The sequence below is a fragment of the Aquihabitans sp. G128 genome, assembly GCF_019048865.1.
Classification (GTDB): domain Bacteria; phylum Actinomycetota; class Acidimicrobiia; order Acidimicrobiales; family Iamiaceae; genus Aquihabitans.
On the sequence record NZ_CP077604.1, the window covers coordinates 2,117,309 to 2,141,786 of the forward strand.

General features: G+C 74.4%; 21 protein-coding genes and 1 pseudogene. 12 read left to right on the forward strand and 10 right to left on the reverse strand.

Annotation, left to right across the window (positions count from 1 at the left end; genetic code table 11):
- Nucleotides 1-8: 8 nt before the first annotated feature.
- The 3 genes and pseudogenes from KSP35_RS25785 to KSP35_RS10115 form a co-directional block, all read left to right on the forward strand.
- Nucleotides 9-414: pseudogene (locus tag KSP35_RS25785) on the forward strand (ATP-binding cassette domain-containing protein); the annotation flags it as partial.
- A complete protein-coding gene (locus KSP35_RS25790; RefSeq protein WP_371748966.1) occupies nt 403-930 on the forward strand; it encodes a hypothetical protein in 528 nt (175 codons plus the stop codon). The pseudogene KSP35_RS25785 and the gene KSP35_RS25790, both read left to right, overlap by 12 nt.
- Entirely contained in the window at nt 927-1,739 is an 813-nt protein-coding gene (locus KSP35_RS10115) for a hypothetical protein (RefSeq protein ID WP_217002336.1), read from the forward strand. The genes KSP35_RS25790 and KSP35_RS10115 overlap by 4 nt, the downstream gene beginning before the upstream one ends.
- A gap of 33 nt (nt 1,740-1,772) precedes the next feature.
- Here KSP35_RS10115 and KSP35_RS10120 read toward each other — a convergent pair whose 3' ends face one another.
- The 3 genes from KSP35_RS10120 to KSP35_RS10130 are packed head-to-tail and all read right to left on the reverse strand — an operon-like array spanning nt 1,773 to nt 5,435.
- Nucleotides 1,773-3,005: a GNAT family N-acetyltransferase gene (locus tag KSP35_RS10120; protein ID WP_217001442.1), complete on the reverse strand. Its 1,233-nt coding sequence runs from the start codon at nt 3,003-3,005 to the stop codon at nt 1,773-1,775.
- Between the two features lie 52 nt (nt 3,006-3,057).
- Nucleotides 3,058-3,690, reverse strand: coding sequence for a TetR/AcrR family transcriptional regulator (locus KSP35_RS10125; protein ID WP_217001444.1), 633 nt, complete (start codon nt 3,688-3,690; stop codon nt 3,058-3,060).
- Nucleotides 3,691-3,734: 44 nt separating this feature from the next.
- Entirely contained in the window at nt 3,735-5,435 is a 1,701-nt protein-coding gene (locus tag KSP35_RS10130; protein ID WP_217001446.1) for a DHA2 family efflux MFS transporter permease subunit, read from the reverse strand.
- Nucleotides 5,436-5,639: 204 nt separating this feature from the next.
- Between KSP35_RS10130 and KSP35_RS25040 the strand changes: the two genes are divergently transcribed.
- Entirely contained in the window at nt 5,640-6,116 is a 477-nt protein-coding gene (locus KSP35_RS25040) for a DUF1992 domain-containing protein (RefSeq protein WP_217001448.1), read from the forward strand.
- A gap of 179 nt (nt 6,117-6,295) precedes the next feature.
- Here the strand turns inward: KSP35_RS25040 and gatB are convergent, their stop codons facing one another.
- The 3 genes from gatB to gatC all read right to left on the reverse strand — a co-directional run bounded on the left by gatB (nt 6,296) and on the right by gatC (nt 9,734).
- Nucleotides 6,296-7,903, reverse strand: a complete 1,608-nt coding sequence (gene gatB, locus KSP35_RS10140) for an Asp-tRNA(Asn)/Glu-tRNA(Gln) amidotransferase subunit GatB (RefSeq protein WP_217002209.1) — start codon at nt 7,901-7,903, stop codon at nt 6,296-6,298.
- Between the two features lie 68 nt (nt 7,904-7,971).
- Nucleotides 7,972-9,435, reverse strand: coding sequence for an Asp-tRNA(Asn)/Glu-tRNA(Gln) amidotransferase subunit GatA (gene gatA / locus KSP35_RS10145; RefSeq protein ID WP_217001449.1), 1,464 nt, complete (start codon nt 9,433-9,435; stop codon nt 7,972-7,974).
- Complete coding sequence (gene gatC / locus KSP35_RS10150) at nt 9,432-9,734, reverse strand: Asp-tRNA(Asn)/Glu-tRNA(Gln) amidotransferase subunit GatC (RefSeq protein ID WP_217001451.1); 303 nt, start codon at nt 9,732-9,734, stop codon at nt 9,432-9,434. Before gatC ends, gatA begins: the two co-directional genes overlap by 4 nt.
- Before the next feature lie 161 nt (nt 9,735-9,895).
- Between gatC and KSP35_RS10155 the strand changes: the two genes are divergently transcribed.
- The 3 genes from KSP35_RS10155 (at nt 9,896) to KSP35_RS10165 (ending at nt 12,510) form a co-directional block, all read left to right on the forward strand.
- Nucleotides 9,896-11,047: a hypothetical protein gene (locus KSP35_RS10155; RefSeq protein WP_217001453.1), complete on the forward strand. Its 1,152-nt coding sequence runs from the start codon at nt 9,896-9,898 to the stop codon at nt 11,045-11,047.
- A 114-nt stretch (nt 11,048-11,161) separates the two neighbouring features.
- Nucleotides 11,162-11,626 carry a SigE family RNA polymerase sigma factor gene (locus KSP35_RS10160; protein ID WP_217001455.1) on the forward strand — a complete coding sequence of 155 codons (465 nt, stop codon included), beginning with the start codon at nt 11,162-11,164 and terminating at the stop codon, nt 11,624-11,626.
- On the forward strand, nt 11,623-12,510 hold the full coding sequence (locus KSP35_RS10165) for a hypothetical protein (RefSeq protein WP_217001456.1): 888 nt from the start codon (nt 11,623-11,625) through the stop codon (nt 12,508-12,510). Before KSP35_RS10160 ends, KSP35_RS10165 begins: the two co-directional genes overlap by 4 nt.
- Here KSP35_RS10165 and KSP35_RS10170 read toward each other — a convergent pair.
- Entirely contained in the window at nt 12,504-13,277 is a 774-nt protein-coding gene (locus tag KSP35_RS10170) for a carboxylesterase (RefSeq protein WP_217001457.1), read from the reverse strand. The genes KSP35_RS10165 and KSP35_RS10170 overlap by 7 nt on opposite strands.
- Before the next feature lie 152 nt (nt 13,278-13,429).
- Here KSP35_RS10170 and KSP35_RS10175 point away from each other — a divergent pair, with 152 nt between their 5' ends.
- A complete protein-coding gene (locus tag KSP35_RS10175) occupies nt 13,430-14,083 on the forward strand; it encodes a TetR/AcrR family transcriptional regulator (protein WP_217001459.1) in 654 nt (217 codons plus the stop codon).
- A 147-nt stretch (nt 14,084-14,230) separates the two neighbouring features.
- Complete coding sequence (locus tag KSP35_RS10180; protein WP_217001461.1) at nt 14,231-14,638, forward strand: SCP2 sterol-binding domain-containing protein; 408 nt, start codon at nt 14,231-14,233, stop codon at nt 14,636-14,638.
- 244 nt (nt 14,639-14,882) lie between these two features.
- Here the strand turns inward: KSP35_RS10180 and KSP35_RS10185 are convergent, their stop codons facing one another.
- Complete coding sequence (locus KSP35_RS10185) at nt 14,883-16,325, reverse strand: MFS transporter (RefSeq protein ID WP_217001463.1); 1,443 nt, start codon at nt 16,323-16,325, stop codon at nt 14,883-14,885.
- A gap of 86 nt (nt 16,326-16,411) precedes the next feature.
- On the opposite strand from KSP35_RS10185, the gene KSP35_RS10190 reads away from it, so the two are divergent.
- Nucleotides 16,412-17,356 (forward strand): class I SAM-dependent methyltransferase, encoded by a 945-nt coding sequence (locus KSP35_RS10190; RefSeq protein WP_217001465.1) that lies wholly within the window; start codon nt 16,412-16,414, stop codon nt 17,354-17,356.
- Here KSP35_RS10190 and KSP35_RS10195 read toward each other — a convergent pair.
- Nucleotides 17,349-19,637 carry a PASTA domain-containing protein gene (locus tag KSP35_RS10195; RefSeq protein WP_256444572.1) on the reverse strand — a complete coding sequence of 763 codons (2,289 nt, stop codon included), beginning with the start codon at nt 19,635-19,637 and terminating at the stop codon, nt 17,349-17,351. The genes KSP35_RS10190 and KSP35_RS10195 overlap by 8 nt on opposite strands.
- A gap of 165 nt (nt 19,638-19,802) precedes the next feature.
- Between KSP35_RS10195 and KSP35_RS10200 the strand changes: the two genes are divergently transcribed.
- Nucleotides 19,803-20,348 (forward strand): hypothetical protein, encoded by a 546-nt coding sequence (locus tag KSP35_RS10200; RefSeq protein WP_217001468.1) that lies wholly within the window; start codon nt 19,803-19,805, stop codon nt 20,346-20,348.
- A gap of 64 nt (nt 20,349-20,412) precedes the next feature.
- Here the strand turns inward: KSP35_RS10200 and ligA are convergent, their stop codons facing one another.
- Complete coding sequence (gene ligA, locus KSP35_RS10205) at nt 20,413-22,875, reverse strand: NAD-dependent DNA ligase LigA (RefSeq protein WP_217001470.1); 2,463 nt, start codon at nt 22,873-22,875, stop codon at nt 20,413-20,415.
- A 176-nt stretch (nt 22,876-23,051) separates the two neighbouring features.
- Between ligA and KSP35_RS10210 the strand changes: the two genes are divergently transcribed.
- Entirely contained in the window at nt 23,052-24,341 is a 1,290-nt protein-coding gene (locus KSP35_RS10210) for a DUF4388 domain-containing protein (protein ID WP_217001472.1), read from the forward strand.
- Nucleotides 24,342-24,478 lie beyond the last annotated feature (137 nt).

Below are 24,478 nucleotides of genomic sequence, written 5' to 3' on the forward strand. Positions count from 1 at the left end.
CGGCGCCGATGATCGAGGTCGACGGGGCGTCGAAGTGGTACGGCGACGTCGTCGCGGTGTCCGACGTGACGTTCTCGATCGGGCCGGGCGTCACCGCGCTGCTGGGCCCCAACGGCGCCGGCAAGTCGACGCTGCTGCGCATGGTCTGCGGGCTGACGCCGCCGGCGCGGGACGGTGCGCATCCTCGGCGCCGACCCCCGGACCGACCTCGCCGTGCGATCCCGGATCGGCATCGTCCCCCAGCAGGAGGCGGTCTTCGAGTCCTACGACGCCTTCCGCTTCGTGCGCTTCGCCGGCGTGCTCAACGGCGTGGCCGACCCCGACGCCGCCGCCCGCTGGGCCCTGGAGGTCGTCGAGCTCGACCCCGACGAGCCCCGTCGGGTCACCACCTACTCCAAGGGCATGAAGCAGCGGGTGAAGGTGGCCCAGGCCCTGGTGGCCGATCCCGCCGTGCTGCTGCTCGACGAGCCGCTCACCGGCCTCGACCCCCGCCAGCGCAACCACCTCATCGACCTCTTCGGCCAGCTGGGCGAGCAGGGCCGGTGCGTGCTCGTGTCGAGCCACGTGCTCGACGAGGTGGAGCGCTTCGGCTCTCGCGTGCTGGTGGTGGCCCAGGGCCGGCTGGCCGCCACCGGGGACTTCCGCGCCATCCGCGACCTCATGGACGACCGGCCCCACCGCATCCGGGTGCGCACCGACAAGCCCCGCGAGCTGGCCACCGTGCTGGTGTCGAGCGTCGGCGTCCTGGCCGTGCGGCTGGAGCCGGCGGTGGCCGGCCGGCCGCCAGGCGTGGTGGCCGACACCACCGATGCGCCGACCTTCCGCCGCTCCATCGCCGCCGCCGCCCAGCAGGTGGGCGCGACCCTGTTCGAGGTCAGCCCCCTCGACGACGACCTCGACAGCGTCTTCCGCTACCTGGTGCAACGATGACCGCCCTGCCCCCGCCCCCTGCCGGCCCGCCTTCGAGGCACCTCCCCGCGGCGCCGCCTCCCGGCACCACCACGGCCCGCCCGGGCGGGCCCGACCTGGCCAAGGTGTTCGCCGCCGAGTACCGCCTCCTGGTGCGCAGCGTGGCCACCCGGGGCCGGCTGCTCGCCGTGTCCGCCCTGGCGCTCCTCAGCGTCCTCACCGCCTTCATCGTGCGGTCGTCGTCGAGCGTCGACCACCTGGGCGACGGCGTCGACTTCGTGAACGCCAACATCGCCACGCTGTTCCCGGTGGCCGTGCTGCTGTTCGGCGCCGCCACCATCGGCGACCTCGTCGACGACAGCTCGCTCGTCTACCTCTGGCTGCGACCCGTGCCCGCGTGGGTGCACGTGCTGGCGGCGTGGGCCGCCACCGTCACCGTCACGGTCCCGCTGATCCTCGTGCCCGTGGTGGTGGCCACCACCGTCATCGACAGCGACCCCGGCCTGCTGGCCGGAGCGGTGCTCGGGGGGCTGGTGGCCATCGCCGCCTACGCCGCCCTGTTCGTCACCGCGGGCGTCCGCTTCCGCCGGGCCCTGCCCTGGGGCCTCGTCTACATCCTCATCTGGGAGGGGTTCGTGGCCTCGGCCGGCGAGACCGCCACCAAGCTGGCGGTGCGCTCGTACGTGCGCTCGATCCTGGCCGACCGGTCCGGGGTCAGCCTCAAGCTGGGCGACTTCTCGCTCGGCGTGGGCATCGTGGTGCCGCTGCTGGCGGGCGCCCTGGCGCTGGCCTACGCCTCCCGGCGCCTGGCCCGCGCGGACGTCGCCTGATCCGCGACGGCACCGCTGCCGGGCGCCCGCCGCTCAGAAGCGGGTGCTGCTGAACGGCGCCGGGGACGAGGCGAAGAAGGCGTCGGCCCGCCCGAGCGCGGCGGGGCTGGCCGCCACCCGCCCGGCCGCAGCGAGCAGCGAGGGCGCGATCGTGCCCAGCAGCAACGACCCGAGGGCGTCGGCGCCGAGGGTGAGGTCGGCGGCGTCGGTGGTGGCCACGCAGGAGGCGCCGTCGGGCCCGCCCTCGATGCCGAACCGGCCGCCGCTCGCCGGGCGGAACGCGTCGTCGACCTGCACCACCAAACGATCGGCGGTGGCGTAGCGGCGGGCCGAGAAGGCGGCCGGCACGTCGAGCACCCGCGCCCACAGCCAGTCGTTGAGCCGCTCGACGACCAGCTGCCGGTTGTCGACCAGCCGCCAGCGGAGCGGATCGTCGACCGGGCGCAGCTCGAGCTTCACCTGGTGCACCAGGTCGATGTCGCACAGGTAGCGCACCAGGGCGGCCTCGACCTCGGCGTCGACCGCGAAGAGGTCGGCCACGTGGACCTCGCACCGGGCCAGGCCCCGGTCGGCGCCGTCCTTGAACCGGTAGACGGCGACGCCGTCGGCCACGCCGTCGTCGTCCTCGTGGATGGCCCAGAAGTAGGCGCTGGCGCCGTCGCGCCAGCTCTCCCGGTCGCGCCGCAGCACCTCCCAGGTCCACGGGCGGCGGGTGAGCGTGCCGGGGCGCCAAGCCAGGTGCCGGGCCCACACCTGCTCGGCGACGGCCGAGGCGACCACCGCATCGTCCTCGATCCGCACCCGGCCGCCGCACCGAGGCGGCACCAGGAAGGCCGAGCGGTCGGTGTCGAGCAGCGCGGTGACGATCTGGGTGGCCACGCCGTAGCCGAAGCGGCCGTAGATCGAGGACTCCGAGGCGAGCAGCACCGCCACCGGCTCGCCCCGGTCGATGGCGTCGTCGAACAGGCGAGCCATCAGCTGCGAGGTCACGCCCTGGCGCCGGTGGGTCGGCAGGACGCCCACCATGGTCACCCCCGCCGCCGGCACCGCCGCCCCGCCCGGCAGCGTGAGCTCGAACGGGTAGTCGGCGACGTCACCCACCCACTCGCCGTCGACCCGTGCCGCGAGCAGCCGGTAGTCGTCGTGGTGGAGCCGCTCGTCGGCCAGCTCGTCGGCGGTGGGGCGCGGCCGGCCGAAGGCGTTGAGCACCGGACGGATCGCCGCGGGGAAGTCGTCGTCCGCCGGCACCACGATCTCCAGGTCCATCGGGCCGGTGTAGCAGCCGGGGCGGCGGCGACCGGCGGGAGTTCGGTCGCCGTCAGGCCGAGGCGGGGCCGACCGAACCGAGGACCAGGTCGATCGCCGCCCGCACGGTGGCGGCGTCGACCGCCGCGCCACGGAACACCATCCGGTAGATCAGCGAGCCGGTCAGCAGGTCGATGCACAGCTCCAGGTCCGCATCGGCGCGCACCTCGCCACGCTCCTGGCCCCGACGGAGCACGGTGCGGGCCCGGGCCCGGCTGTCGGAGACGAAGGCCTGGAGCTGCTCGGCCAGGTCCGGGTTGACCGCCGCCTCGGCGGCCAGCGCGGGAAGCAGCCGGACGGTGGCCTGCTGGGCGACGGGGCCGGTCATGGGCTCGTACATCGCCCACAGGTCCTGGCGGACCGAGCCGGTGTCGGGCACGGCCAGGTTCTGGCGCTCGGTGGACAGCGCGTCCAGCACGAGCTGCTCCTTGCCGTTCCAGCGGCGGTAGATGGTGGCCTTGCCCACGCCGGCCCGGTGGGCCACGGCGTCGACCGTGAGGCCGCCGAAGCCGACCTCCACCAGCAGCTCCAGCACCGCGTTGACGATGGCCTCGTCGGCCCGGGCGTCGCGGGGACGGCCGGGCCGGCGGGGGGCGGCGTCGTCGCCGGAGGCCCCGCCGTCGCCTGCACCCTCGGCCGTCTGCACGCTCCGAGTGTCGTCGATGGCGGGGTCCGCGGTGCGGCTGGGGCTCACGACACCGGTGCGGGGTCGAAGCTCGGGCTGCCGCCGCGGTGGTCGCCGCCGCCGGCGTCGACGTCGTCCTCGGCGTCCTGGCGGATCAACGACGCCTCGGCCCCGCCCACGAGCGGGGTGGAGGCCAGCGCCGTCACCAGGTCCGACTCGTCGACCTCGACGGCCTCGACCTGCGGGTCGACCGCCCGGGCGGGCAGGAAGACCAGGGCGATGATGGCGCCGACGAGGGCGATGGCGGCCGAGACCAGCAGCCCACGGCCCACGGAGGCGGCGAAGGCGTCACGGGCGGCGTTGGCGATCTGGTCGCCGGCGGCGGGGCTGGCCTTGCGGGCCTCGTCGGCGATGGCGAGGGCGCCGCCGATGGAGTCCCGGGCGGTGTCGAGCGCCTGGGTGGGCAGGCCGAGGCCGCCCAGCTTGGTGTCGATCAGCGGGGCGTAGCGGGACGAGAACACGCTGCCGATGATGGCCACGCCGAGGGCGCCGCCGACCTGGCGGGTGGTGTCGTTCATCGCGGAGCCGACGCCGGCCTTCTCCTTGGGCAGCGAGCCCATGACCGACTCGGTGGCCGGGGCCATGGCCAGGGCGATGCCGATGCCGAGGAGGAGCTGCGACGGGAGGACCCGGCCGTAGCCCAGCTCCGGGGTGCAGGTGGAGGCCACGAACAGGCCGGCGGCCACGGTGGCCAGCCCGCCGGCGACCACCAGCTTGGTGCCCACCTTCTCGACCAGCCTGCTCGACTGCGGGGCCACCAGCATGAGGCAGAGGGCCAGCGGGACCGAGCGCAGCCCGGCCTGCAGCGGCGAGAAGCCGAGCACGAACTGCATGAACTGGGTGATGACGAACATCGAGCCGACCATGGCGAAGAACGCCAGGGTGATGGCCAGGTTGGCGGCGCTGAAGCGGGGGTTCTTGAAGAACCGCACGTCGAGCATGGGGTGGTCGGTGGTCATCTGCCACCAGATGAAGACGGCCATGGCCACGAACCCGAGGGCGAAGGCGCCCAGCACGGGGGTGGAGCCCCAGCCCTTGGCGGGCGCCTCGATGATGGCCCACACCAGCGAGACGAGGCCGACGATGGAGAGCACGGCGCCGAGGGGGTCGAGCTTCGGGCTGTTCTCGGCCTTGGAGTTCGGGAGGAGGAAGTAGCCGGCCGGCAGGGCGATGGCCACCACCGGCACGTTGATGAGGAAGACCGAGCCCCAGCTGAAGTGCTCGAGCAGCCAGCCGCCGAGCATGGGGCCGATGGCCACGCCGATGCCGGAGACGCCGGCCCAGATGCCGATGGCCTTGGCCCGCTCCTTGGGCTCGGTGAAGAGGTTGGTCAGCAGGGACAGGGTGGCGGGCATGATCAGCGCGCCGCCGACGCCCATCAGCGACCGGGTGGCGATGAGCATCCCGGCCGAGCCGGCGAAGGCGGAGGCGACCGAGCCGGCCACGAAGATGCCGAGGCCGATCGACAGGGCCGAGCGGCGCCCGAAGCGGTCGCCGAGGGCGCCGGTGGTGAGCAGCAGCCCGGCGAAGACGAGCGTGTAGCCGTCGACGATCCACTGCAGCTGGCTGGTGGTGGCGCCGAGGTCCTCGGACAGCTTCGGGATGGCCACGCTGAGGATGGTGTTGTCGAGGCCGACCACCAGGAGGCTCAGGCAGAGCACCCCCAGCCCGATCCACCGGCGTTCGTGTGCGGTCTTGGTGTCCATCTCGTCCTCGTGTCGTGGTGCGTTCGCCCTGGCGGAGCCGCCGTGCCGGTCCCCCGGAGGCTGCAGGGCATTACAACACCGCTTAGTTCCGAAACCAAGCGTTCTCGGAAGTGATTTCCGTCACGTGCCCGTAGGTTGGGCGCACCGGAACGGTCCCGGAAGGCGGGGCCGCCGAGCAGCCGGCGCCGCCGGCGAGGAGCCGCCGTGACCGCCCGCCGACCCCCCGGCACCAACTGCGAGACCTGGGTCGAGAAGCAGATCCGGGAGTCCATGGAGCGCGGCGAGTTCGACGAGCTCGAGGGTGCGGGCCGACCCATCGCCGACCTCGACGAGCCCAACGACGAGCTGCGCTGGGTCCGCCAGAAGCTGCGCCGCGAGGGCTTCGCCTTCCTCCCCCCGTCGCTCGCCCTGCGCCGCGACGCCCTCGAGGCCCGGGAGCAGGCCCGCCACGCCCGGACCGCCCAGGAGGCCCGTCGGATCCTCGACGAGGTCAACGTCCGCCTGGTGGCGGCGGTGCGCATCCCCCTGGCCGGCCCCGAGGTGTACGTCCCCCCGTTCGACGTCGACAAGGCCGTGGCCCAGTGGCACGCCGACCACCCCGCCACCGACGAGCCCGCCGCTGAGCGAGCGACCGCCGAGCCCCCACCCCGCCGCCGCCTCCTGCCCCGCCGCCGCCGCTGACCGCCGGCCCTCCGGCCGGTCGGCCGTCCCCCTGCGAACTTGTGGGCCCACACCGCCGTTTTCGGCGGCCTCCGCCCACAAGTTCCGGTCGGTCGGCCGTCCCGCTGCGAACTTGTGGGCCCACACCGCCGTTTTCGGCGGCCTCCGCCCACAAGTTCGGGTGGGTGGGTGGGGGCGGGCTAGTCGGTGGCCTTCTGGGTGAGGAGGGCGGTGGCGGCCTTGCCGTCGGCCTGGCCCTTGGTGGCCTTCATGATCTGGCCGACGAAGAAGCCGGTGAGCTTGCCGCGGACCTTGGGGTCGCCGGTGCGGTACTGCTCCCACTCTGCGGGGTTGCCGGCGATGGCCGCGTCGACGGCGGCCTCCAGGGCACCGGTGTCCATGGCCTCGAAGCCCTTGGCGGCGGCCACGCCGGCGGCGGTGGCCTCCGGGTCGGCCACCAGCTCGGCCAGCACCTGCTTGGCCTGGGTGGCGGTGAGCTCGCCGGCGACCTCCAGGGCCACCAGCTCGGCGAGGCGCACCGGCGCCAGGTCGGCGCCGCCCTCGCCGGCCAGGTTCTGGGTGACGTGCACGAGCACGCGGGCCTTGGCGGCGTCGGGAGCGGCCGCAGCGCGGGCGCCGGCATCGGGGCCTGACAGCCCGTCGACGTCGTCGTCGGCGAGCGCCGCCAGCGTCGACGCCGCAGACGGATCACCGCCGACCTCCGCGAGCCGGGCCAGGTGGGCCAACGCCGAGATGGCCTGGTCGTCCTGGGCGCGGTCGACCACGACCACGACGGACTCCGCGGTGCGGGGCTCGCCGGTGGCCTCGGCCAGGCGGGCCCGACGGGCGGCGGGCAGCATCGGCAGGGCGGCGGCGATCTCGGCGATCCACTCGGGCGAGGGGTCGACCGGCACCAGGTCGGGCTCGGGGAAGTACCGGTAGTCGTCGGCCTCCTCCTTCGAGCGCATGGTGCCGGTGACGCCCTGCGCCTCGTCCCAGTGGCGGGTCTCCTGGACCACCTTCTGGCCGGCGGCGTGCAGGTCGGCCTGGCGGGTGGCCTCGTGCTCGATGGCCCGGCCCAGCGAGCGGAGCGAGTTCAGGTTCTTGATCTCGCAGCGGGTGCGCAGCTCCTGGGAGCCTTCCCGGCGGACCGACACGTTGGCGTCCACCCGCATGGACCCCTCCTCCATCTTGCCGTCGGAGATGCCGCAGGCGACCAGGATCGAGCGCAGCTCGGCCACGTACTGGCGGGCCTGCTCGGTGCTGCGGACGTGGGGCCGCGAGACGATCTCGAGCAGCGGGACGCCGGCGCGGTTGTAGTCGACGAGGGAGTGGTCGGCGCCGGTGATGCGCCCGGCCCCGCCGACGTGGGTGGACTTGCCGGTGTCCTCCTCGAGGTGGGCCCGCTCGATGCCCACCACGTGGCCCGACGGCAGCTCCAGCTCGCCGGCCACCACGATGGGCTGGTCGTACTGCGAGATCTGGAAGTTCTTCGGCATGTCGGGATAGAAGTAGTTCTTCCGGCTGAAGACCGAGCGGCGCACCGACTGCGGGCCGCCCACCGCGCAGCCGAAGCGCACCGCCAGCTCCACCGCCTTCTGGTTGACCACCGGCAGGGTGCCGGGCAGGCCGAGGGTGACCGGGTCGACGTTGGTGTTGGGGTCGTCGCCGAAGTGGTTGGGCGCGCCGGAGAACATCTTGGTGGCGGTGGCCAGCTCGGCGTGGACCTCGAGGCCGCAGACCAGCTCCCAGCGGGAGCCGTCGGCGGCGGTGACGACCGTGACGTCGTCGGAGTCCGGGACCGTGATGGCGTTGCCCAGCGAGTCGGTGGGCGCCCGGCCGTCCGGGTTGGTGGGATCGGAGAGGACGGTGTCGGTCACTTCGAGGCTCCGGTCGTGCGGGGGGCGGCGGCCTCGAGGGCCGCCGCAGTGCGGAACATGGCCTGCTCGCCGAGCGCGGGGGCCAGCACCTGCACGCCGACGGGGAGGCCGTCCTGGCCGGTGCCGAACGGCACCGACATGGCGGGGTGGCCGGCCAGGTTGGTGGGGATCGTGCAGATGTCGTTGAGGTACATGGTGAGCGGGTCGGCGATCGCGCCCAGGTCGAACGCGGTGGTGGGCGTGGTGGGCGACAGCAGCACGTCGAAGCGCTCGTAGGCGGCGTCGAAGTCCCGGCAGATCAAGGTCCGGACCTTCTGGGCCTGGCCGTAGAAGGCGTCGTAGTAGCCGGCCGAGAGGGCGTAGGTGCCGAGCATGATGCGCCGCTTCACCTCGTCGCCGAAGCCGGCGGTGCGCGAGGCCACCATCATCTCGTTGGTGGTGGGGGCGTCGACGCGCAGGCCGTAGCGCACGCCGTCGAACCGGGCCAGGTTGCTGGACGCCTCGGCGGGGGCGATCAGGTAGTAGGCGGAGAGGCCGTAGGCGACGGCCGGGACCGACACCTCCTCGACCGTGGCGCCCGCCGCGGCCAGGGCGTCGGCGGCCTCGCGGACCCGGGCCAGCACGTCGGGGCTGATGCCCTCGCCGGTGAGCTCGGTGACGACGCCCACCCGCAGGCCGGCCACGCCGTCGTCGAGGTGCTCGACCAGCTTGGGGGCCTCCTGGGGGATGGACGTGGCATCGGCCGGGTCGTGGCCGGCGATGGCCTCCAGCAGCAGGGCGGCGTCGGCGACGGTGGTGGCGAACGGGCCCACCTGGTCGAGCGACGACGCGAAGGCCACCAGCCCGTAGCGGCTGACCAGCCCGTAGGTGGGCTTCACGCCCACCACGCCGCAGAAGGCGGCCGGCTGGCGGATGGAGCCGCCGGTGTCCGAGCCCAGCGAGATGGCGCTGAAGCCGCCCGCCACCGCGGCGGCGGAGCCGCCCGAGGAGCCGCCCGGGACCTTGGTCAGGTCCCGCGGGTTGCGGGTGGGGCCGAAGGCGGAGTTCTCGGTGCTCGACCCCATGGCGAACTCGTCGAGGTTGGTCTTGCCGACCGGCACGGCGCCGGAGGCCCACACCCGCTCGACCACGGTGGCGTCGTACGGCGGCACCCAGCCCTCGAGGATCTTCGACGAGCAGGTGGTGGCCACGCCTCGGGTGCAGAGGTTGTCCTTGATGGCGATGGGGACGCCGGCCAGCGGGCCGGGGTCCTCGCCGGCCGCGACGCGCTCGTCGATGGCGGCGGCGGCGGCGCGGGCGGCGTCGACCGTGACGGTGTTGAACGCGTGGACCTCGGCCTCGCCGCCGTCGATGCGGGCCAGGTGGGCCTCGAGCACGTCGACGGCGGAGCGCTCGCCGGCGCGGACGGCAGCGGCGATGCGGACGGCGGTGTCGGCGGAGCCCGCCTCGGCGGCGCTCACGGGGCCTCCCCCAGGATGGTGGGGACACGGAAGCGGCCGCCCTCGGCCTGGGGGGCGGCGGCGAGCGCCTCGGCGTTGGGGAGGGTGGCGCCGACCTCGTCCGGGCGCAGGACGTTGACCAGCGGGTACGGGTGCGACGTGGGCGCCACGTCGGCCAGGTCCAGTGCCTCGACGTCCTCGGCGTGCTCGAGGATGGCGGCCAGCTGGCCGGTGAACAGCTCGACCTGGGCCGGATCGAGCTCCAGGCGGGCCAGCTGGGCCACGTGGGCGACGTCGTCGCTGGTGATGCGTGTGGACATGGGGAGCGATGCTACGGCCCGCACCCGGACCGCCCCCACCCCGTTCGCCGTCGGCGGGTCCCATCGGCGAAGGTGTCGGCGCCGGCGTGGCGGGGAACCCCACGGCGGCCCGCAGCCGTCGGACCTCGCGCCCCTGTCGCCCCCGCCCCGGAGCCCCACCCGTGCCGCTTCCCCACCACCCCCAGCCCCACCCCGTCGTCCGCCGCGGCCGCCGGGCGGTCGCCGCCGCCCTCGGGCTGGCGCTGGCCGCCACCGTCGCGGTGGGCTGCAGCAGCGACTCCGACGGCGCCCCGTCGGCGGCCGATCGCAGCAGCTCGGTGCAGGGGATGCTGCGGCTCGTCCCCGACGTCAGGGCCAACCGGGACTACGTCGTGGTCTCCCTCTACGCCAAGGCGACCGAGGCGGCCGGGCTCCGCGCGCTCACGTCGAAGGACCTCCGCGACGAGCAGCTCGAGCGCCTCCTGAAGCTCACCAACGACGTCGAGACCGGCACGGGCGTCGCTCCGGGCCCGATCGCCGCCGGGAACCGGGTGTCGGAGACCTACGGGCGGCTGGGCTTCAAGCCCGGGGACGTCGCCGCCGAGGTCACCGCCGGCCGCCCGCCGAGCGAGACCGACGTCGCGGTCGGCTCGTTCCGGACCGACCGCGTGCTGGACCTCGCGGCCGACGTCGACGGGGCGGAGCGCCGGAAGGTCGACGGCGTCGAGGTGGTCTCCTGGCTCGACGACATGCGGGTCGACACCGACCTCGACACCCCCATCGGGCCCTTGCGGGGCCAGGCCGGCCGGGTGGCCCTGCCCGCCGACGGCGTCCTCGCCTACACCCGCGCCGACGCGCCCATGGAGCAGGTGGTGGAGACCGTCGCCGACGACCACATCTCCCTGGCCGAGGACGACGAGCTGGCCTCCCTGGCCAAGAGCCTGGACCGCGCCGAGGTCCACAGCGCCTTCCTCTCCGGCGAGCCGCCCACCGGCGGCGGACGGCAGCGCCCCGGTGACGCCGACCGCGGCGCGCCCGCCCTCGAGCCCTACATCGCCTTCGCCACGGGTGCCGCCCTCCGGGGCGGCAAGCGCCAGCTCGTGGTGGTCCTGCTCCACGGCACCGTCGACGCCGCCAAGGCGAACGTCGACCGGTTGCAGGCCGTCGTCGACGACGGCGACAGCACCGTCAGCGGCCAGCCCTGGAAGACCCTGCTGCGCAAGCCGCACATCAGCCGCGACGGCCGCAAGCTGGTGGCCACCTTCGAGGTCGGCAACCCCGCGCTGTGGTCGCGCATCGTGTTCTCGCAGGACACGCTGCTCGCCACCTCGTGACCCGGGCGTGAGGGGCGTGCAACGGCCGGGCCGTCCCGGGCGTCTGTGCCGGAGATGTCCGCCCACCACCAGCCCTCGGGGCCGCACCGCATGACGGGCCCCGGACGCGGGCGGGTGCCGCGCACCTCGCTGGGCTTCATCGAGCTGTACCGGGACCGCTACGCGCCCATGGTGCGGCTGGCCTACCTGCTCACGAGCGACCAGGCGGCCGCCGAGGAGCTGGTGCAGGACGCCTTCGTGAAGGTCCACGGCCAGTGGGACCGGGGCATCGACCACCCCAAGGCCTACCTGCGCACCGCGGTGGTGAACACCTGCCACTCGTGGGGGCGTCGCAAGGTCCGCGAGCGCGACCACCACCGGCGCCGGCTCGAGGCGGTCCCCGACCCCGAGCTGGTCAGCGACGAGATGGGCGACATCCTCGCCACCCTCCCCGACCGCCAGCGGGCCGCCATCGTGCTCCGCTTCTACGAAGACCTGCCCGAGGACGAGATCGCCGACGTGCTCGGCTGCCGCCCGGCCACGGTCCGCACCCTGGTCCACCGGGGCCTCAAGGCCCTGCGCAAGGAGATCCCCGCATGACCCCCGATCCCGACGACGACATCCGGGCGCTGCTCCGGCGCCGGGCCGACTCGATCGAGCCCCAGGGCAGCTACGCCGACGTCGAGCGCAAGCTGGCCGCCGGCCCGCCGGCGCCCGGCGCCTGGCAGCGGCGGGCGCTGCTCGGCGCCGCCGCGGTGCTCGCCGTGCTGCTCGGTGCCGGCGTGACCGCCCTGGCCACGCGCGACACCGGCCGCTCCGAGGTCAGCTCCACCGACTCGCCGGCCACGTTCGCCACCACGTCGACGCCCACGTTCGGCCCCAGCAGCACGGCCGTGCCCGGCACCTCCACGCCGGCGACGACGAGCACCCCGACCACCACGGTCGACGTCGCCCCGCCCACCAGCACCACCACGACCACCGAGCCGGTGCCCACCACCGCGCCGCTCACCGAGGCGTCCCGGGTGGGCGTGCGCGGCATCGGCGACCTGGCCCTGCCGCTCAGCGTGCAGGAGCTCCAGGACGCCACCGGCCAGCTGGTCGACCGCACCGCACCCGAGGCCGGCTCCACGTGCAGCTACCTCACCGTCACCGCGGCCAAGGGCGGCCCCGCCGTGCCCACCGGCGTGGCCTTCATGACCCAGGGCGACGACGTCGTGCGGGTGGAGGTGCGCGAGGGCTCGAAGGTGCTCACCATCTCGGGCGCCGGCCTGGGCACGACCGAGGCCGAGCTGCAGCGGCTGTACCCGAAGGCCGTCGTGCGGGCCGGCAAGTACTCCAGCCCGGAGGTGCCCACCAACGACGTGGTGGTGACCAGCGCGTCGGCCAAGGGCTCCGAGCTGATCTTCGAGACCACCAAGGGCGTCGTCACCAGCTACCGCGCCGGCCAGGCCGACGCCGTGGAGCTGGTGGAGGGCTGCTACTGACCGGCTCCGGCGGTGACCTTGGTGGCGAAGTCGACGGTGGCGGCGGCCACCAGGTCCTTGTCGTGGTCCATGGTCACGACGTGGAAGCTGCGCTCGCAGCGCAGCCGCTCCACCGGGCCCGACGCCTGCTCGGCGAGCAGGTCGGAGTTCTCCGGCGGCACCACGTGGTCCTGCGTGCTGGTGACCACCAGCAGCGGGGAGGTGATGCGGCTCAGCCGGTCGCCCAGGTTGTCGGCAGCGTCGAACATGGTGAGCAGCGGGGCGAGCGGCGTCTCGGCGTAGGCCGACTCGACCACGCCGGGCGCCGCGATGTCGGACCCGATCCCGGCGAAGCGGTCGGCGCCGGAGGCCAGCACCTCGGTGACGGCCTCGCGCATGCCCTCGGGCACCGAGACCACGGCGTTGATGCAGACCAGGCCGGCGATCTCCGGGTGCTCCGACCCGAGCCACGCGGTGAGGGCGCCGCCCATCGACAGGCCGACCACCACCACCTGCTCGCAGCGGGCGGCGAGCGACTGGTAGGCGGCCTCGGCTGCGGCCAGCCAGTCGGGGAAGCCGGTGGGGATCATGTCCTCGACCTTGGTGCCGTGGCCCGGCAGCAGCGGCAGCTCGACGGTGAACCCGGCGGCGGCCAGCGCCTCGGCCAGGCCCCGCATGGACCCCGGGTTGCCGGTGAAGCCGTGCAGCACCAGCGCACCGGCCGGCCCGCCGGCGTGCGACCACGGCTCGGCGCCGGGGATGAGGTCTGCGGGCAGCGGATCGGTCATGGGTGCTCCAGGTGGGCCGGGCGGGCGACGACGGTGCGCCAGCTCGTCGCCGGCACGCTGCCGACACACAACCACACGGGCGGACCTGCCGCCCGCCACCCCGGCGCTCGCCCTTGACCCGTGGGTCAACCGGGTGATCCACTGGCGCCACCATGAGCGACGACCGGCGGCTCACCGCCCAGGGCCAGGAGCGCAAGGACCAGCTCCTCGACCACGCGGCGGAGCTCTTCGCCGAGCGGGGCTACGCCGAGACCCGCATCCTCGACATCGTCAAGGCCGCCGGCGTGGCCAAGGGCCTCTTCTACTGGTACTTCGAGAACAAGGAGGCCCTGTTCCGCGAGCTCGTCGAGCAGAACCGCCTCCGCCTGCGCCGGGCCCAGGCCCAGGCCATCGACCCCACCGCCGAGCCCCTGCTGCAGATCCGCCAGGGCGCCGAGGCGTCGGTGCGCTACATGGCCAGCTACGCCAACTTCTTCGCCCTCCTCGAGGTCGAGAACATGGACAAGGCCTTCGCCGACGAGCGCACCAAGGGCACCGAGGTCCACCGGGGCGACGTCGCAGCGCTGATCGAGGTCGGCATCGCCGACGGCTCCATCCGCGACGAGCCCGCCGACCTGCTGGCCTTCGGCGTGGTGGGGACGGTGGGCTACTACGGCCACTTCCACCGCACCGGCCGCATGCCGCTGCCGGTCGACGAGCTGGCCGCGTTCGTCGGTCGCTGGGTCGTCTGCTCGCTCGCCTCCGACGAGCAGATCGCCCGCCGGGTCCTGGCCGTGCGCCTCGATCCCGAGCCCATCCCCGCCTAGCGCCCCGACCCCGCCGGGGCCCGGGGTGAACCTGGTCACGTCGTCACCGATCGGTGCAGGATCGGCGTCGCCGGCGGTGGGCCTCCACTAGGGTCCGGCCGGCCCTGCAGGGGGCCGCACCGCACAACCGTTCCCGAGGAGGAACCCGTGTCGAAGTTCTTGAGCGACGAGTGGCTCGACCAGGCGAAGAACATCCGCGCCGAGTACGAGGGCAAGGGCGGTGCCCCGCCGCACCAGATGCGCATGAACCTCGTCATCACCGACGTGCCGGCCGACGTCTCCGACGCCCCGATCGACGCCCACATGGACACCACCAGCGGCGACGTCGACATGGACCTGGGCCACATCGACGCCCCGGACCTCACCGTCACCCTCGAGTACGAGACCGCCAAGGCGATCCTCGTCGAGGGCAACCCGCAGGCCGGGATGCAGGCGTTCATGGCCGGCAAGATCAAGGTCCAGGGCGACATGACCAAGCTCATGGCCATGCAGTCCGCCTCCCCCGACCCCGTCGCCGCCGAGATCGCCGGCAAGATCAAGGCGATCACCGACTAGCTGGCGCTTCTCGTCACTCGCTCGGCTGCGCCTCGCTCCGTTTCTCGAAGTCGATCGACGGCCTGACGGCCGGCGCCTTCGCAGGGACGGACGACCTCGTCGCCTCGTCCCTGGTGCTGGGGGGCTCCGCACGGTCCGCCCCCCAGACCCCCCGGGCTCGCTTCGCTCGGCAGGTCAAGCCCAGACCTCGAACACCAGCTCGGCACGGAGGGTCGTCCTCGGGCGGCCCTTCGTCGCGCCTGGGCTAGAGGGCGGGGGCGGGCTCCAGGGCGGGGGTGGGGTCGCCGGCCTCGGCGCGGGTGGGGGCGGAGGCGATGCGGGTGGCGGTGAGGACCGCGAGGGCGGCGATGACGAGGCCGGCGAGGTAGCCCCAGTGGTAGCTGGCGTCGCGGCCGACGGCGTCGATGCGCGACTGCTGGGCCACCTGCATGAGCTGGATCCCGAAGACCACGCCGACCTGGGTCATCATCTGCTGGGCGGCGCCGGCGATGCCGAAGTCGTTGTCGTCGACCGACACCGTGACCGACGCGGCCAGGGGCGGCATGGCGATGCCCATGCCGATGCCGGCCAGCGCCAGGGCCCCCATGATCGTCAGCACGCCGGAGGAGGCACCGAGGGTGGCCATCCAGGCCAGGGCGGCCACCACCGCCAGCGCACCGCCCGTGGCGGCCCGCCGGGCGCCGATGCGCAGGGCGACCACCCCCGCCGCGGTCCCGGCGAGCGAGAAGGCGAGCGGCCGGGCGATGCTGACCAGGCCGGTGCGGGTCTCGCTGTAGCCCAGGACGTTCTGCAGCAGCAGCGGGGTGAGGATGAACGAGCCCATGTAGGCGCCGTTGAGCAGCGCCTGGGTGAGGATGGCGAAGGTGAAGCCCCGCCGACGCAGGTAGGCCAGCGGCAGCAACGGGTTCGACGCCCGCCGCTCCACCCGCACGAACAGCACCAGCGCCACCGGGGTCACCGCCACGCAGCCCAGCACGAGCGGGCTGGTCCAGCCCATCCGGGGCGCCTCGCTGAGGGCGAACAGCAGCGGGGTCACCGACAGGGCCACGAGGGCAGCGCCGGCCAGGTCGAAGGTGCCGTGGCGGTGCCGCGGCGTCTCCGGCAGCAGGCGCCACGCGAAGGACAGGGCGAGCAGGGCGATCGGGACCTGGCCCACGAAGATCATCCGCCACCCGAACGCCTCCACCAGCGGCCCGCCGGCCACCACGCCGATGACCGGCGCACCGGCCCCGACCATGGACCAGTAGCCCAGGGCCTTCACCCGCTCGGCCTTCGGGAAGATCCTCGAGATGATGGCGAACGAGGCCGGCCCGGTGGCGGCGCCCTCGATGGCGCCCAGGGTGCGGAAGGCGATGAGCGAGCCGGCGTTCCACGCCAGCGCCGAGGCCGCGGCCATCACGGCGGCACCGAAGAGGCCCCAGAGGAACAGGCGGCGGTGGCCCAGGCGGTCACCCAGCTTGCCCACGAGGGGGCCGATGACGCCGAAGGCCAGCATGGGGCCGGTGACCACCCAGGTCATCGTCGGCTCGCTCGTGCCGAGCTCGTCGGCGATGTTGTGGATGGAGACGGCGAGGATGGTGACCGTGACGTTCACCGAGAAGAGGCCGAAGAGCACCGTGGCCAGGATGCGCCACCGGTTCTCCGGCACCTCGCCGTCGGTGATCGTCGCCCGCTGCCCCCGTTCCACGCACGCGGACGTTACTTGACCCGCGGGTCAAGATCCCCGGCCGCCACCCGGACATCGGTCACGTCCCGGCGTGGGACACTGCTGCGGTGACCGACGGGCTCTCCCATGCGCAGGTGCCGGCGCAGGACGTCCTGGCCTTCCTCTCCGATCCATCCGTCGGGCTGGCTGCCGAGGCGCAAGCCGCCTTCGCCCTCGGCACCGTGCTGGGTCGAGATCCCGAGCCGCACCTGGCGTCGCTGGCCGACCTCCTCCGCCGGCCGTCGGCGCCGCTGCCGGGGCGGGCGTTGGCCACCCTGGTCCTGGGCATGGCGCTCGAGCGGGACCCGGAGGAGCGGATGGGGCCGCACCCCCTCGCCGAGCAGCTCGGCCCGCCCTGGGCCGTGCTCGGCCACCTGGTGTCGGCCGAGCGGATCACCGACCCGGTCGACCGCGCCCTGGTGCTGCTCGGCGGGCTCGTCGAGCGCGACGGCCTCGACCCCAGGGTCGTCCTCGCCCACCTCGGCGACGACGACTGGCAGATGAGCGTCGGCGAGCGCGCCCTCGTGCTGCTCCTGAGCGCTGCGCTGCGGCCGCCGCTGGCCGTCGACGCCGGCACCTTCCTGGGCCGGAGCGCCGCCGCCCTCGCCCTGTCGAGCCAGCGCGTCACCTCCATCGACTGGGGGGTCGAGCGGGGCGCCCACGTGACCGGGCTCGATCGGGTCGACTTCCGCTGCGGACGGGCGGCCGACGTGCTCGACGAGGTCCTCGCCGCCCACCCCGAGTGCAACCTGGTGGTGCTCGACGCCGACCACGGGGCCGAGGGCATCGCCGCCGAGGTGGAGGCCGTGCTCCGCCACCCCAACGTCGGCCTCCGCGCCGTGGTGGTCCACGACGTCGACATGCCGTCGTGCCGGGCGGGCCTGGCGTCGGTGCCCTGGGACGATCGCCCGCAGGTGCGGGGCCGGTCGCTCGACTTCATCTCCGGGACCGGTGGCACCGGTGGGGTGGCGCTGCTCTGGGTGGCCTCGGAGGACCCGACCCTGCCTACTTGAGCACGATCTTGACGGTCGAGCCCTTCTTGACCTTGGTGCCCTTGGCGGGGCTGGTGGTGGGCTTGCCGTCGGCCGAGCCGCTCACGTCGCCCGGCACGAGCCCGGCCTGGCGGATGATGGCGGCCGCCTCGGCGGGGGTGTCGGCCTTGCTCACGTCGGGCACGGCCACCAGCTCGGGGCCCTTGGAGACCTGGAGGGTGACCGTGCCGCCCCGGGGCAGGGTGCCACCGGGACCGGGGCTCTGGGCCATCACCTCGCCCTCGGGCACGGTGTCGCTGAACGTGCTGTTGATGGCGACCTTGAGCTGCAGGGCCTCCAGCGCTGCGGTGGCCTTGGCCTGGCTGCTGCCCACGAGGCCGCCCGGGACGGTGCGGGGCTCGGGGCCCTTCGACACCACGAGGGGCACGGCGAGGCCCTTCTCCAGCTTGGCCGGCGTCTCGTCGCCCAGGGCGATGACGGCTCCGTCGGCGACGTCCTCGCTGTACTGGGCGTCCTTGGTGGCGGCCTTCAGCCCGAGCCCCTCGAGCTCCGCGGTGGCGTCCTCGAGCGACTTGCCGGGCAGGTCCTGCGGGACGGCCACCTCGGTCTGGCCGGCCGAGACCAGCAGCTCGATCGAGCCGTTGCGAGCCAGCCGGGTGCCGGCGGCCGGCGTGGTCCCGAGCACCGTGCCCTTGAGCGTGCCGTCGCGGCGTTCGAGCTTCACCGTGGTCTTCCAGCCGGCGGCCTCGGCCACCGACTCGGCGGTGTCCTGGCTGCGGCCGGTGAGCGTGGGCACCGGCAGCACGATGGTGCGGGTGGGCGGCTTCGGGTCGTCCTTGCCCAACGTCACGGCGGCCGCGGTGCCCCCACCAGCCGCTAGCAGGACCAGCACGAGCACCACCCACGGCCAGCGACGACGGCGGCGGCGCTCGGGCTCGTCGTCGTCCGAACCGGCCGGGCCGTCCGGGCCGTCCGGGCCCTCGGGGTCGAGGACGAGCGGCGGCGCCACGGCCACGGTGGCCGCCGCCGCGATCGCCGGCGCCGGGCGCTCGGCGAGGGGCAGCGACACCGTGGCATCGGGGTCGACCACCCGGTCGACGGGCTCCGGCTCGGGGGCAGGCGCATCGGACCACGCCGGGCCGGCACCGGCGGCCGGCAGCTCGTCGATGCCGTCGAGGTCGGCGACGGGGACCACCGGCACGTGGGCGTCGTCGTCGTCCAGCTCGGCCTCGGCCTGCCCGTCGCCCGGATCGCCGTCGTCGTCGCCGTCGCCGTCGCCGTCGAGGGTCGGGTCCGGGCCGTCGACGGCGGCGTCGTGGGCCGCAGGCGCCACGTCGTCGACCGGGGCCTCGGGCTGGTTGACCCAGTCGGGCGGGGCGAGGTCGAGGTCCTCGGCGGTGAGGTCGGCCTCGGCGGCTGCGGCGGCGGCGACCTCGGCGGCGCCCACCGGGCCGTGGACGGTGGGGTCGGCGTCGGCCTGGACCTCGCCGGACGGCGACAGGGCGCCGGCGAGGGGCAGCAGCGCCGGCTTGGGCAGGGCCTTGGCGGCGCGCAGCAGCCCGGTGGCCAGGCCGCGTGCGTCGATGCGCTGCTCGGGGTCCGGGTGCCCGGCGCGGAGCAGCACCTCGCGCAGCGGACCGAGCGACTCCGGCACCTCGAGCTGCTTGTCGACGCGGGCCATGAGCGTGCCGAGGGTGGTGTCGGCCACGAACGGCACCTCGCCGGTGACGGCCTCCACCAGCACGAGGGCGAGCGAGTACACGTCGGCCTTGCCCGAGAGCTTCTCGCCCTTGGCCTGCTCGGGCGATGCGTACCGCGCCGTGCCCAGCAAGGCGCCCTGGGGCTCGGTCCACGCCGCCTCGGCCAGCGCCCGGGCGAGGCCGAAGTCGGCGATGCGCAGGCGCTGCTCCTCGCCGAAGAGGAGGTTGGCGGGCTTGATGTCGCGGTGGACGAAGCCGCGGCGGTGGGCGTAGTCGAGGGCCCGGGTGGCCTCGAGCCCGATGGTGAGGGCCTGGCTCGGGCTGAGCACCTCGCCCTGGTCGAGCAGGGCGCGGAGGCTGCCGCCGCCGAGGTACTCGGTGACGATGAACGCGGTCTCGTCGTCGCCCCAGTCGTACACGGCCATGACGTTCGGGTGGCTGAGGGCGGCGGCGGCGCGGGCCTCGGCCCGGAACCGGCGCAGGAACTCGGCGTCGCCGGCGAGGGCGTCGTGGAGCATCTTCAGCGCCACGCGACGGCGCAGGCGCACGTCGTCGGCCAGGTACACCTGGGCGGACGCCCCCATGCCGATCGGGGCGACCAGCCGGTAGCGCCCCCCCGAGCACCCGGCCGATCTCTGCCGTCATTCGGGGATTGGCCACGGGTCGAGGGTACCGCCCGGTCCCGGTGGTTTCGGGGAGCCTCACGGCCCGCGCGATGGGTGCGCGGCGGGGCGATCCCGGCAGACTGGGGCCATGGACGCGGCCCGATGACCGACACCAGCACCTCCGTCCCCACCGACGAGCCGGCCCCGCCGGCCGAGGCGAGCGCGGGGCCTCCGCACCGGAGCGGGCTCCGTCGGGCCGTGTTCCCGGTGGTGGCCGTGGCCCTCGTGGGCCTGGCGGTCGGCATCCTGGTCTGGGGCTCCAAGCGGGCCGAGGTGGTCCAGCCCACCAGCACCGGCAACCTGGTGGTGGTGGCGCAGTTCCCGCTCGACGGCGGCAGCGCCCTGCGCCAGACCGAGGTCGGCGCCGACCTGCGCCAGGGCTTCGACGGCCGCCTCACCATCAACGGCATCGCCATCCCCGAGAAGGAGATGGAGGGCGTGCTGGTGCCCGGCTCGCCCGAGGCGGTGGGCTACACCGGCAACCAGCTCCGGCCCAACAACCGCAACCACGTGTTCTTCGCCCCCGGGCCCGGCAAGGTCATCGAGAAGCTGCCCCAGGGCAAGATCACCGTCACCGTGAGCTACTTCAAGGACCTGCAGCCGGGCAAGGACGCCGGCGCCGAGAGCTGGACCTTCGAGGTCGCCTGACCGGACGGCTCGAGCGCAGCCCGGGCGGGCCCGGGCCGGCAGGGTCCGGTCCGGTCCGGCGGGCTCAGGTGGGCAGGTCGCCCGTCTCGAGCAGGTGCTCGAACCCGGCGAGGTCCAGCACGGGGATCCCGAGGGTCTCGGCCTTGGTGACCTTCGAGGCACCGGGCGACTCGCCCACCACGAGGGCGAAGGTCTTCTTGGAGACCGAGCCGGGCGACTTGCCGCCCCGATCGGTGACCGCCGCCTCGGCGCTGTCGCGGGTGTAGCCCTCGAGGGTGCCGGAGACCACCACGTTCTTGCCCAGCAGGACCTGCGGCAGGGTGGACACCTCCGGGCCCTCCAGGTTGATGCCGGTGCCCCGCAGCTTGCGCACCAGCTCCTGGTGGACGTCCTCGGCCAGCCACCGCTGGACCGCGTCGGCGATGACCGGCCCCACGCCGTCGACCGCCGCCATGGCCTCGACCGGCGCCTCGACGATGGCGTCGAGGTGGCCGAAGGCCCGGGCCAGCGCCAACGAGCCCGACGGGCCGAGGTGGCGGATGTTGAGGCCGACCAGCAGGTTGGCCAGCGGCCGGTCCTTGGCGGCGTCGATGGCCGCCTGCAGGTTGGCCACCCCGTCCTCGGCCAGGCCGCCGAGCGTGCCCGACACCGACTTGAGGCGCTGGGGGTCCTCGATGCAGCCGGCCACGAAGCCCTCCGGCAGGTCGGCCGCGGCGTCGGGCGGCTCGGCGGCCGCCAGGTCCTCGGGCAGCACGACCTCGTCCCACGTGGCCTTGGGCCGCTCGGTGCGGGCGCGAGCGACCGCCAGGGCGGCGCTCGCCCACCGGACCAGCTCGCCCCGCAGGGTGGCCAGCCGGTCCCAGTCGATGGCGAACACGTCGGCGACGTCGCCGATGATCCCCAGGTCGAGGAACAGCTGGATGCGCTGCACGCCGAAGCCCTCGATGTCCATGGAGCCGCGGCCGGCGAAGTGCTCGATCATGCCGGCGACCTTGAACGGGCACTCGGGATCCGGGCAGCGGGTGTCGGCCTCCCCCTCGGGCCGGACCAGCTCGACCGGGCGCGACGACGGGCAGTGCGTGGGGAAGGTCCAGGCCGGGCGGGCGTCGTGGGCCTTGCGGGCCTCGGCATCCGGCAGGTGGGGGCCGACCACCTCCGGGATGACGTCGCCGGCGCGGCGCACCACCACGGTGTCGCCCTCGCGCACGTCCTTGGCCGCCACCTGGTCCTGGTTGTGGAGGGTGGCCCGGGCCACCGTGACGCCGCCCACGAAGACCGGTTCGAGCACGGCGAACGGGGTGACCCGGCCGGTGCGGCCGACGGACACGTCGATCCGCTCCAGGCGGGTGGTGCGCTCCTCCGGCGGGAACTTGTAGGCGATGGCCCAGCGGGGCGCCCGACTGGTGACGCCGAGGGCCTCCCGGCGGGCCAGGTCGTCGACCTTCACCACGGCACCGTCGATCTCGTAGGCGAGGTCGTGGCGGTGGTGCTGCCAGTGGTCGCAGAAGGCGGCGACGTCCTCCGCCGTCTCCAGCAGGCGGCGCTCCGGGTTGACCGCGAAGCCCCAGGCGCCGAGCTGGGCCAGGGTCTGCTCGTGGCTGGTGAACTCGGGCCCGCCCTCGACCTCGCCCAGCTGGTAGCACCACATGGAGAGCTTGCGGCGGGCGGTGACCTCGGGGTTCTTCTGGCGCAGCGAGCCGGCCGCGGCGTTGCGGGGGTTCGACGCCACCGGGCTGGGCTTGCGGCCGCCCTCGACCTTCACCCGGTTCTCCTCCTCCTGGAAGGCCACCAGGTTCCGGAACGCCTCCAGCGACATGTAGACCTCGCCGCGCACCTCGAGCACCTGGGGCACGGGGGCCGACGTGGTGCGCAGCCGCTTCGGGATGTCGTCGATGGTGCGGACGTTGGCGGTGACGTCCTCCCCCACCTTGCCGTCGCCCCGGGTGGCCGCCTGCACGAGCTCCCCGCCCTCGTAGCGCAGCGAGATGGCCACCCCGTCGATCTTGAGCTCGCAGCAGTACCCGACGGCGGCCTCGACCTCCGGTGCGACGTCGGCCAGCTCGGGGTCGACCTCGGCGGGGTCGACGTCGTCCGCCTCGCCCTCCGGCGCCGGCTCGTCGAACAGCGACGCCGCCTCGGCCTTGCCGGCCGCCACCTCGGCGGCCTTGGCGGTGCGGGCCAGGCGCCGGGCCAGCCGCTCGCCCCACGCCACCAGCTCGTCGGCCGAGAAGGCGTTGTCGAGCGACATCATGGGCACGGCGTGCACCACGGGGGCGAAGGTGGCCGACGGCGGGGCCCCCACCTGACCGGTGGGCGACCCCGCCACGGCCAGCTCCGGGAAGCGCTCCTCGAGGTCCCGCAGCTCGCGGACCAGGAGGTCGTAGTCACCGTCGCCGATGGTGGGCGCGTCCTCGGTGTGGTAGCGCCGGTTGTGCTCGGCGATCTCGGTCCGCAGGGCCGCCGCCCGGGCCTCCTGGGCGGGGGTGGCCGCGCCGGACGGCCGGTCGGTGGCATCCGCTGGGGTCATCGTCGGGCACCCTACCGGCGGGGGGTGACGGGCTGGACGGGACGCCCCGGACAGGGGCCGTGAGGCCCCGGTAGCCATGGGCCGAAAGCCTCAACTCACCCCGGGACCGGCCGACAGGTGGGTTGCCGGTCGACCCGCCCGGCCACCGACGCTGAGCCGAGGGATCCGGACCACCAATGACGCTGAACGGAACGCTGGAGGACTTCTCGCCTGCTGGCATCCTCAAGGTCCTCTCCGCCGACGGCCGCACGGGGGCCGTGCGCTTCGGCGGGCCGCACGGCTGCACCGTCTACCTCCACCGCGGCCAGCTCTACTTCGCCCGCAACGAGAGCACCGACGAGGCGCTGGCCACCGCCCTCGTGCGCCCCGGCCGGCTCAGCCCCGACGACTGGGGCCGGGCCATCGACGCCTCCGGCGACCGCCCCATGGTGGGCGAGCTGCTCGTCCGCGACGGCGCCATCGGTCCCGACCTGCTCGCCTCGGTCGTCCTGTCGGTCATCTACGACCCGCTGATCGACCTGTTCCGCGACGGCAACGGCGAGTTCGACTTCGAGCCCGACACCGTGCACTGGCTCGGCCCGTTCCGCGCCTTCCCGGTCGACGCCATCATCGGCGAGGTCCGCAAGCGCGTCCGCGAGGTCGACGAGTGGGCCGGCACCATCCCCGGCCTCGACTGCTGGGTCGAAGCCAGCCGCACCCTGCCCGGCAACGCCGCCCAGGTCACCATCCTCCGCGAGGACTGGGAGCTGGTGACCGCCCTGTCGGGCCCCCGCACCATCCGCGACCTCGCGACCGAGCTGGGCCGCGGCGCGTACTCGACGGCCCGCGTGGTCCACCGCCTCGAGGCCGCCGGCCTGGTGGAGGTGGTCTCCACCAACGCCGAGGCCGACGTGGTCCCGATCCGCCGCCGCGACCTCGAGGCCGCGCCGGCCATCGGGCTCGAGCCCGAGGTCGACCCGCTGCTGTCGATGGGCCTCCCCCACCGCACCGCGCCGAGCCCGCTCCACGAGCAGACCCCGCCCCTGGACGAGGACCCGCTGACCGCCCACATCGGCGACGCCATCGCCGACGCCCTGGCCGACGCCGACGTGGTCCCGGCCCTCAGCGAGCCCGCCCTGAGCGCCGTGCCCGACCTCTCCGAAGCGGTCGACCACCAGCTCCCCGCCCGGGACCTCGACGCCCGCTGGGACGAGTCCCGCCGCGTGGCCGAGGGCAGCGCCCTCCACCACGAGGACCTGGCCCCCACGTCGCTCGACGAGCCCCGGCCCACCGACCCCAACGCCGCCTGGCTGGCCGACCTCTACTCGCAGTTCATCGACGAGCCCGAGGTGGCCGCCAACGCCGGCAAGAAGCGCCGCCGCGGCGAGCCCAACCCCGTCGACGTCGCCTTCAAGTCCGCCGAGCAGGACAGCGAGGCCAAGGTCTCCACCCTGAAGCGCCTCATGGGCGCCCTCAAGAAGCTCTAGCCCCCACCCGGCGGCCACCCACCCCGTCCCTGCCGACCGGAAGAGCTGCCCCCCCTCCGCCCTCCCGCGAACTTGTGGGCCCACACCGCCGTTTCCGGCGGCCTCCGCCCACAAGTTCGAGGTGGGTGGGGTCGTCG

What these genes read in the sequence shown, in the direction of transcription:
- KSP35_RS10120 (WP_217001442.1), bottom strand. Translation starts at nt 3,005, where the DNA reads ATGGACCTGGAGATCGTGGTGCCGGCGGACGACGACTTCCCCGCGGCG.
- KSP35_RS25790 (WP_371748966.1), top strand. Translation starts at nt 403, where the DNA reads ATGAAGCAGCGGGTGAAGGTGGCCCAGGCCCTGGTGGCCGATCCCGCC.
- KSP35_RS10175 (WP_217001459.1), top strand. Translation starts at nt 13,430, where the DNA reads ATGAGCGACGACCGGCGGCTCACCGCCCAGGGCCAGGAGCGCAAGGAC.
- KSP35_RS10210 (WP_217001472.1), top strand. Translation starts at nt 23,052, where the DNA reads ATGACGCTGAACGGAACGCTGGAGGACTTCTCGCCTGCTGGCATCCTC.
- KSP35_RS10130 (WP_217001446.1), bottom strand. Translation starts at nt 5,435, where the DNA reads ATGGACACCAAGACCGCACACGAACGCCGGTGGATCGGGCTGGGGGTG.
- KSP35_RS10115 (WP_217002336.1), top strand. Translation starts at nt 927, where the DNA reads ATGACCGCCCTGCCCCCGCCCCCTGCCGGCCCGCCTTCGAGGCACCTC.
- ligA (WP_217001470.1), bottom strand. Translation starts at nt 22,875, where the DNA reads ATGACCCCAGCGGATGCCACCGACCGGCCGTCCGGCGCGGCCACCCCC.
- KSP35_RS10200 (WP_217001468.1), top strand. Translation starts at nt 19,803, where the DNA reads ATGACCGACACCAGCACCTCCGTCCCCACCGACGAGCCGGCCCCGCCG.
- gatC (WP_217001451.1), bottom strand. Translation starts at nt 9,734, where the DNA reads ATGTCCACACGCATCACCAGCGACGACGTCGCCCACGTGGCCCAGCTG.
- KSP35_RS10170 (WP_217001457.1), bottom strand. Translation starts at nt 13,277, where the DNA reads ATGACCGATCCGCTGCCCGCAGACCTCATCCCCGGCGCCGAGCCGTGG.
- KSP35_RS10165 (WP_217001456.1), top strand. Translation starts at nt 11,623, where the DNA reads ATGACCCCCGATCCCGACGACGACATCCGGGCGCTGCTCCGGCGCCGG.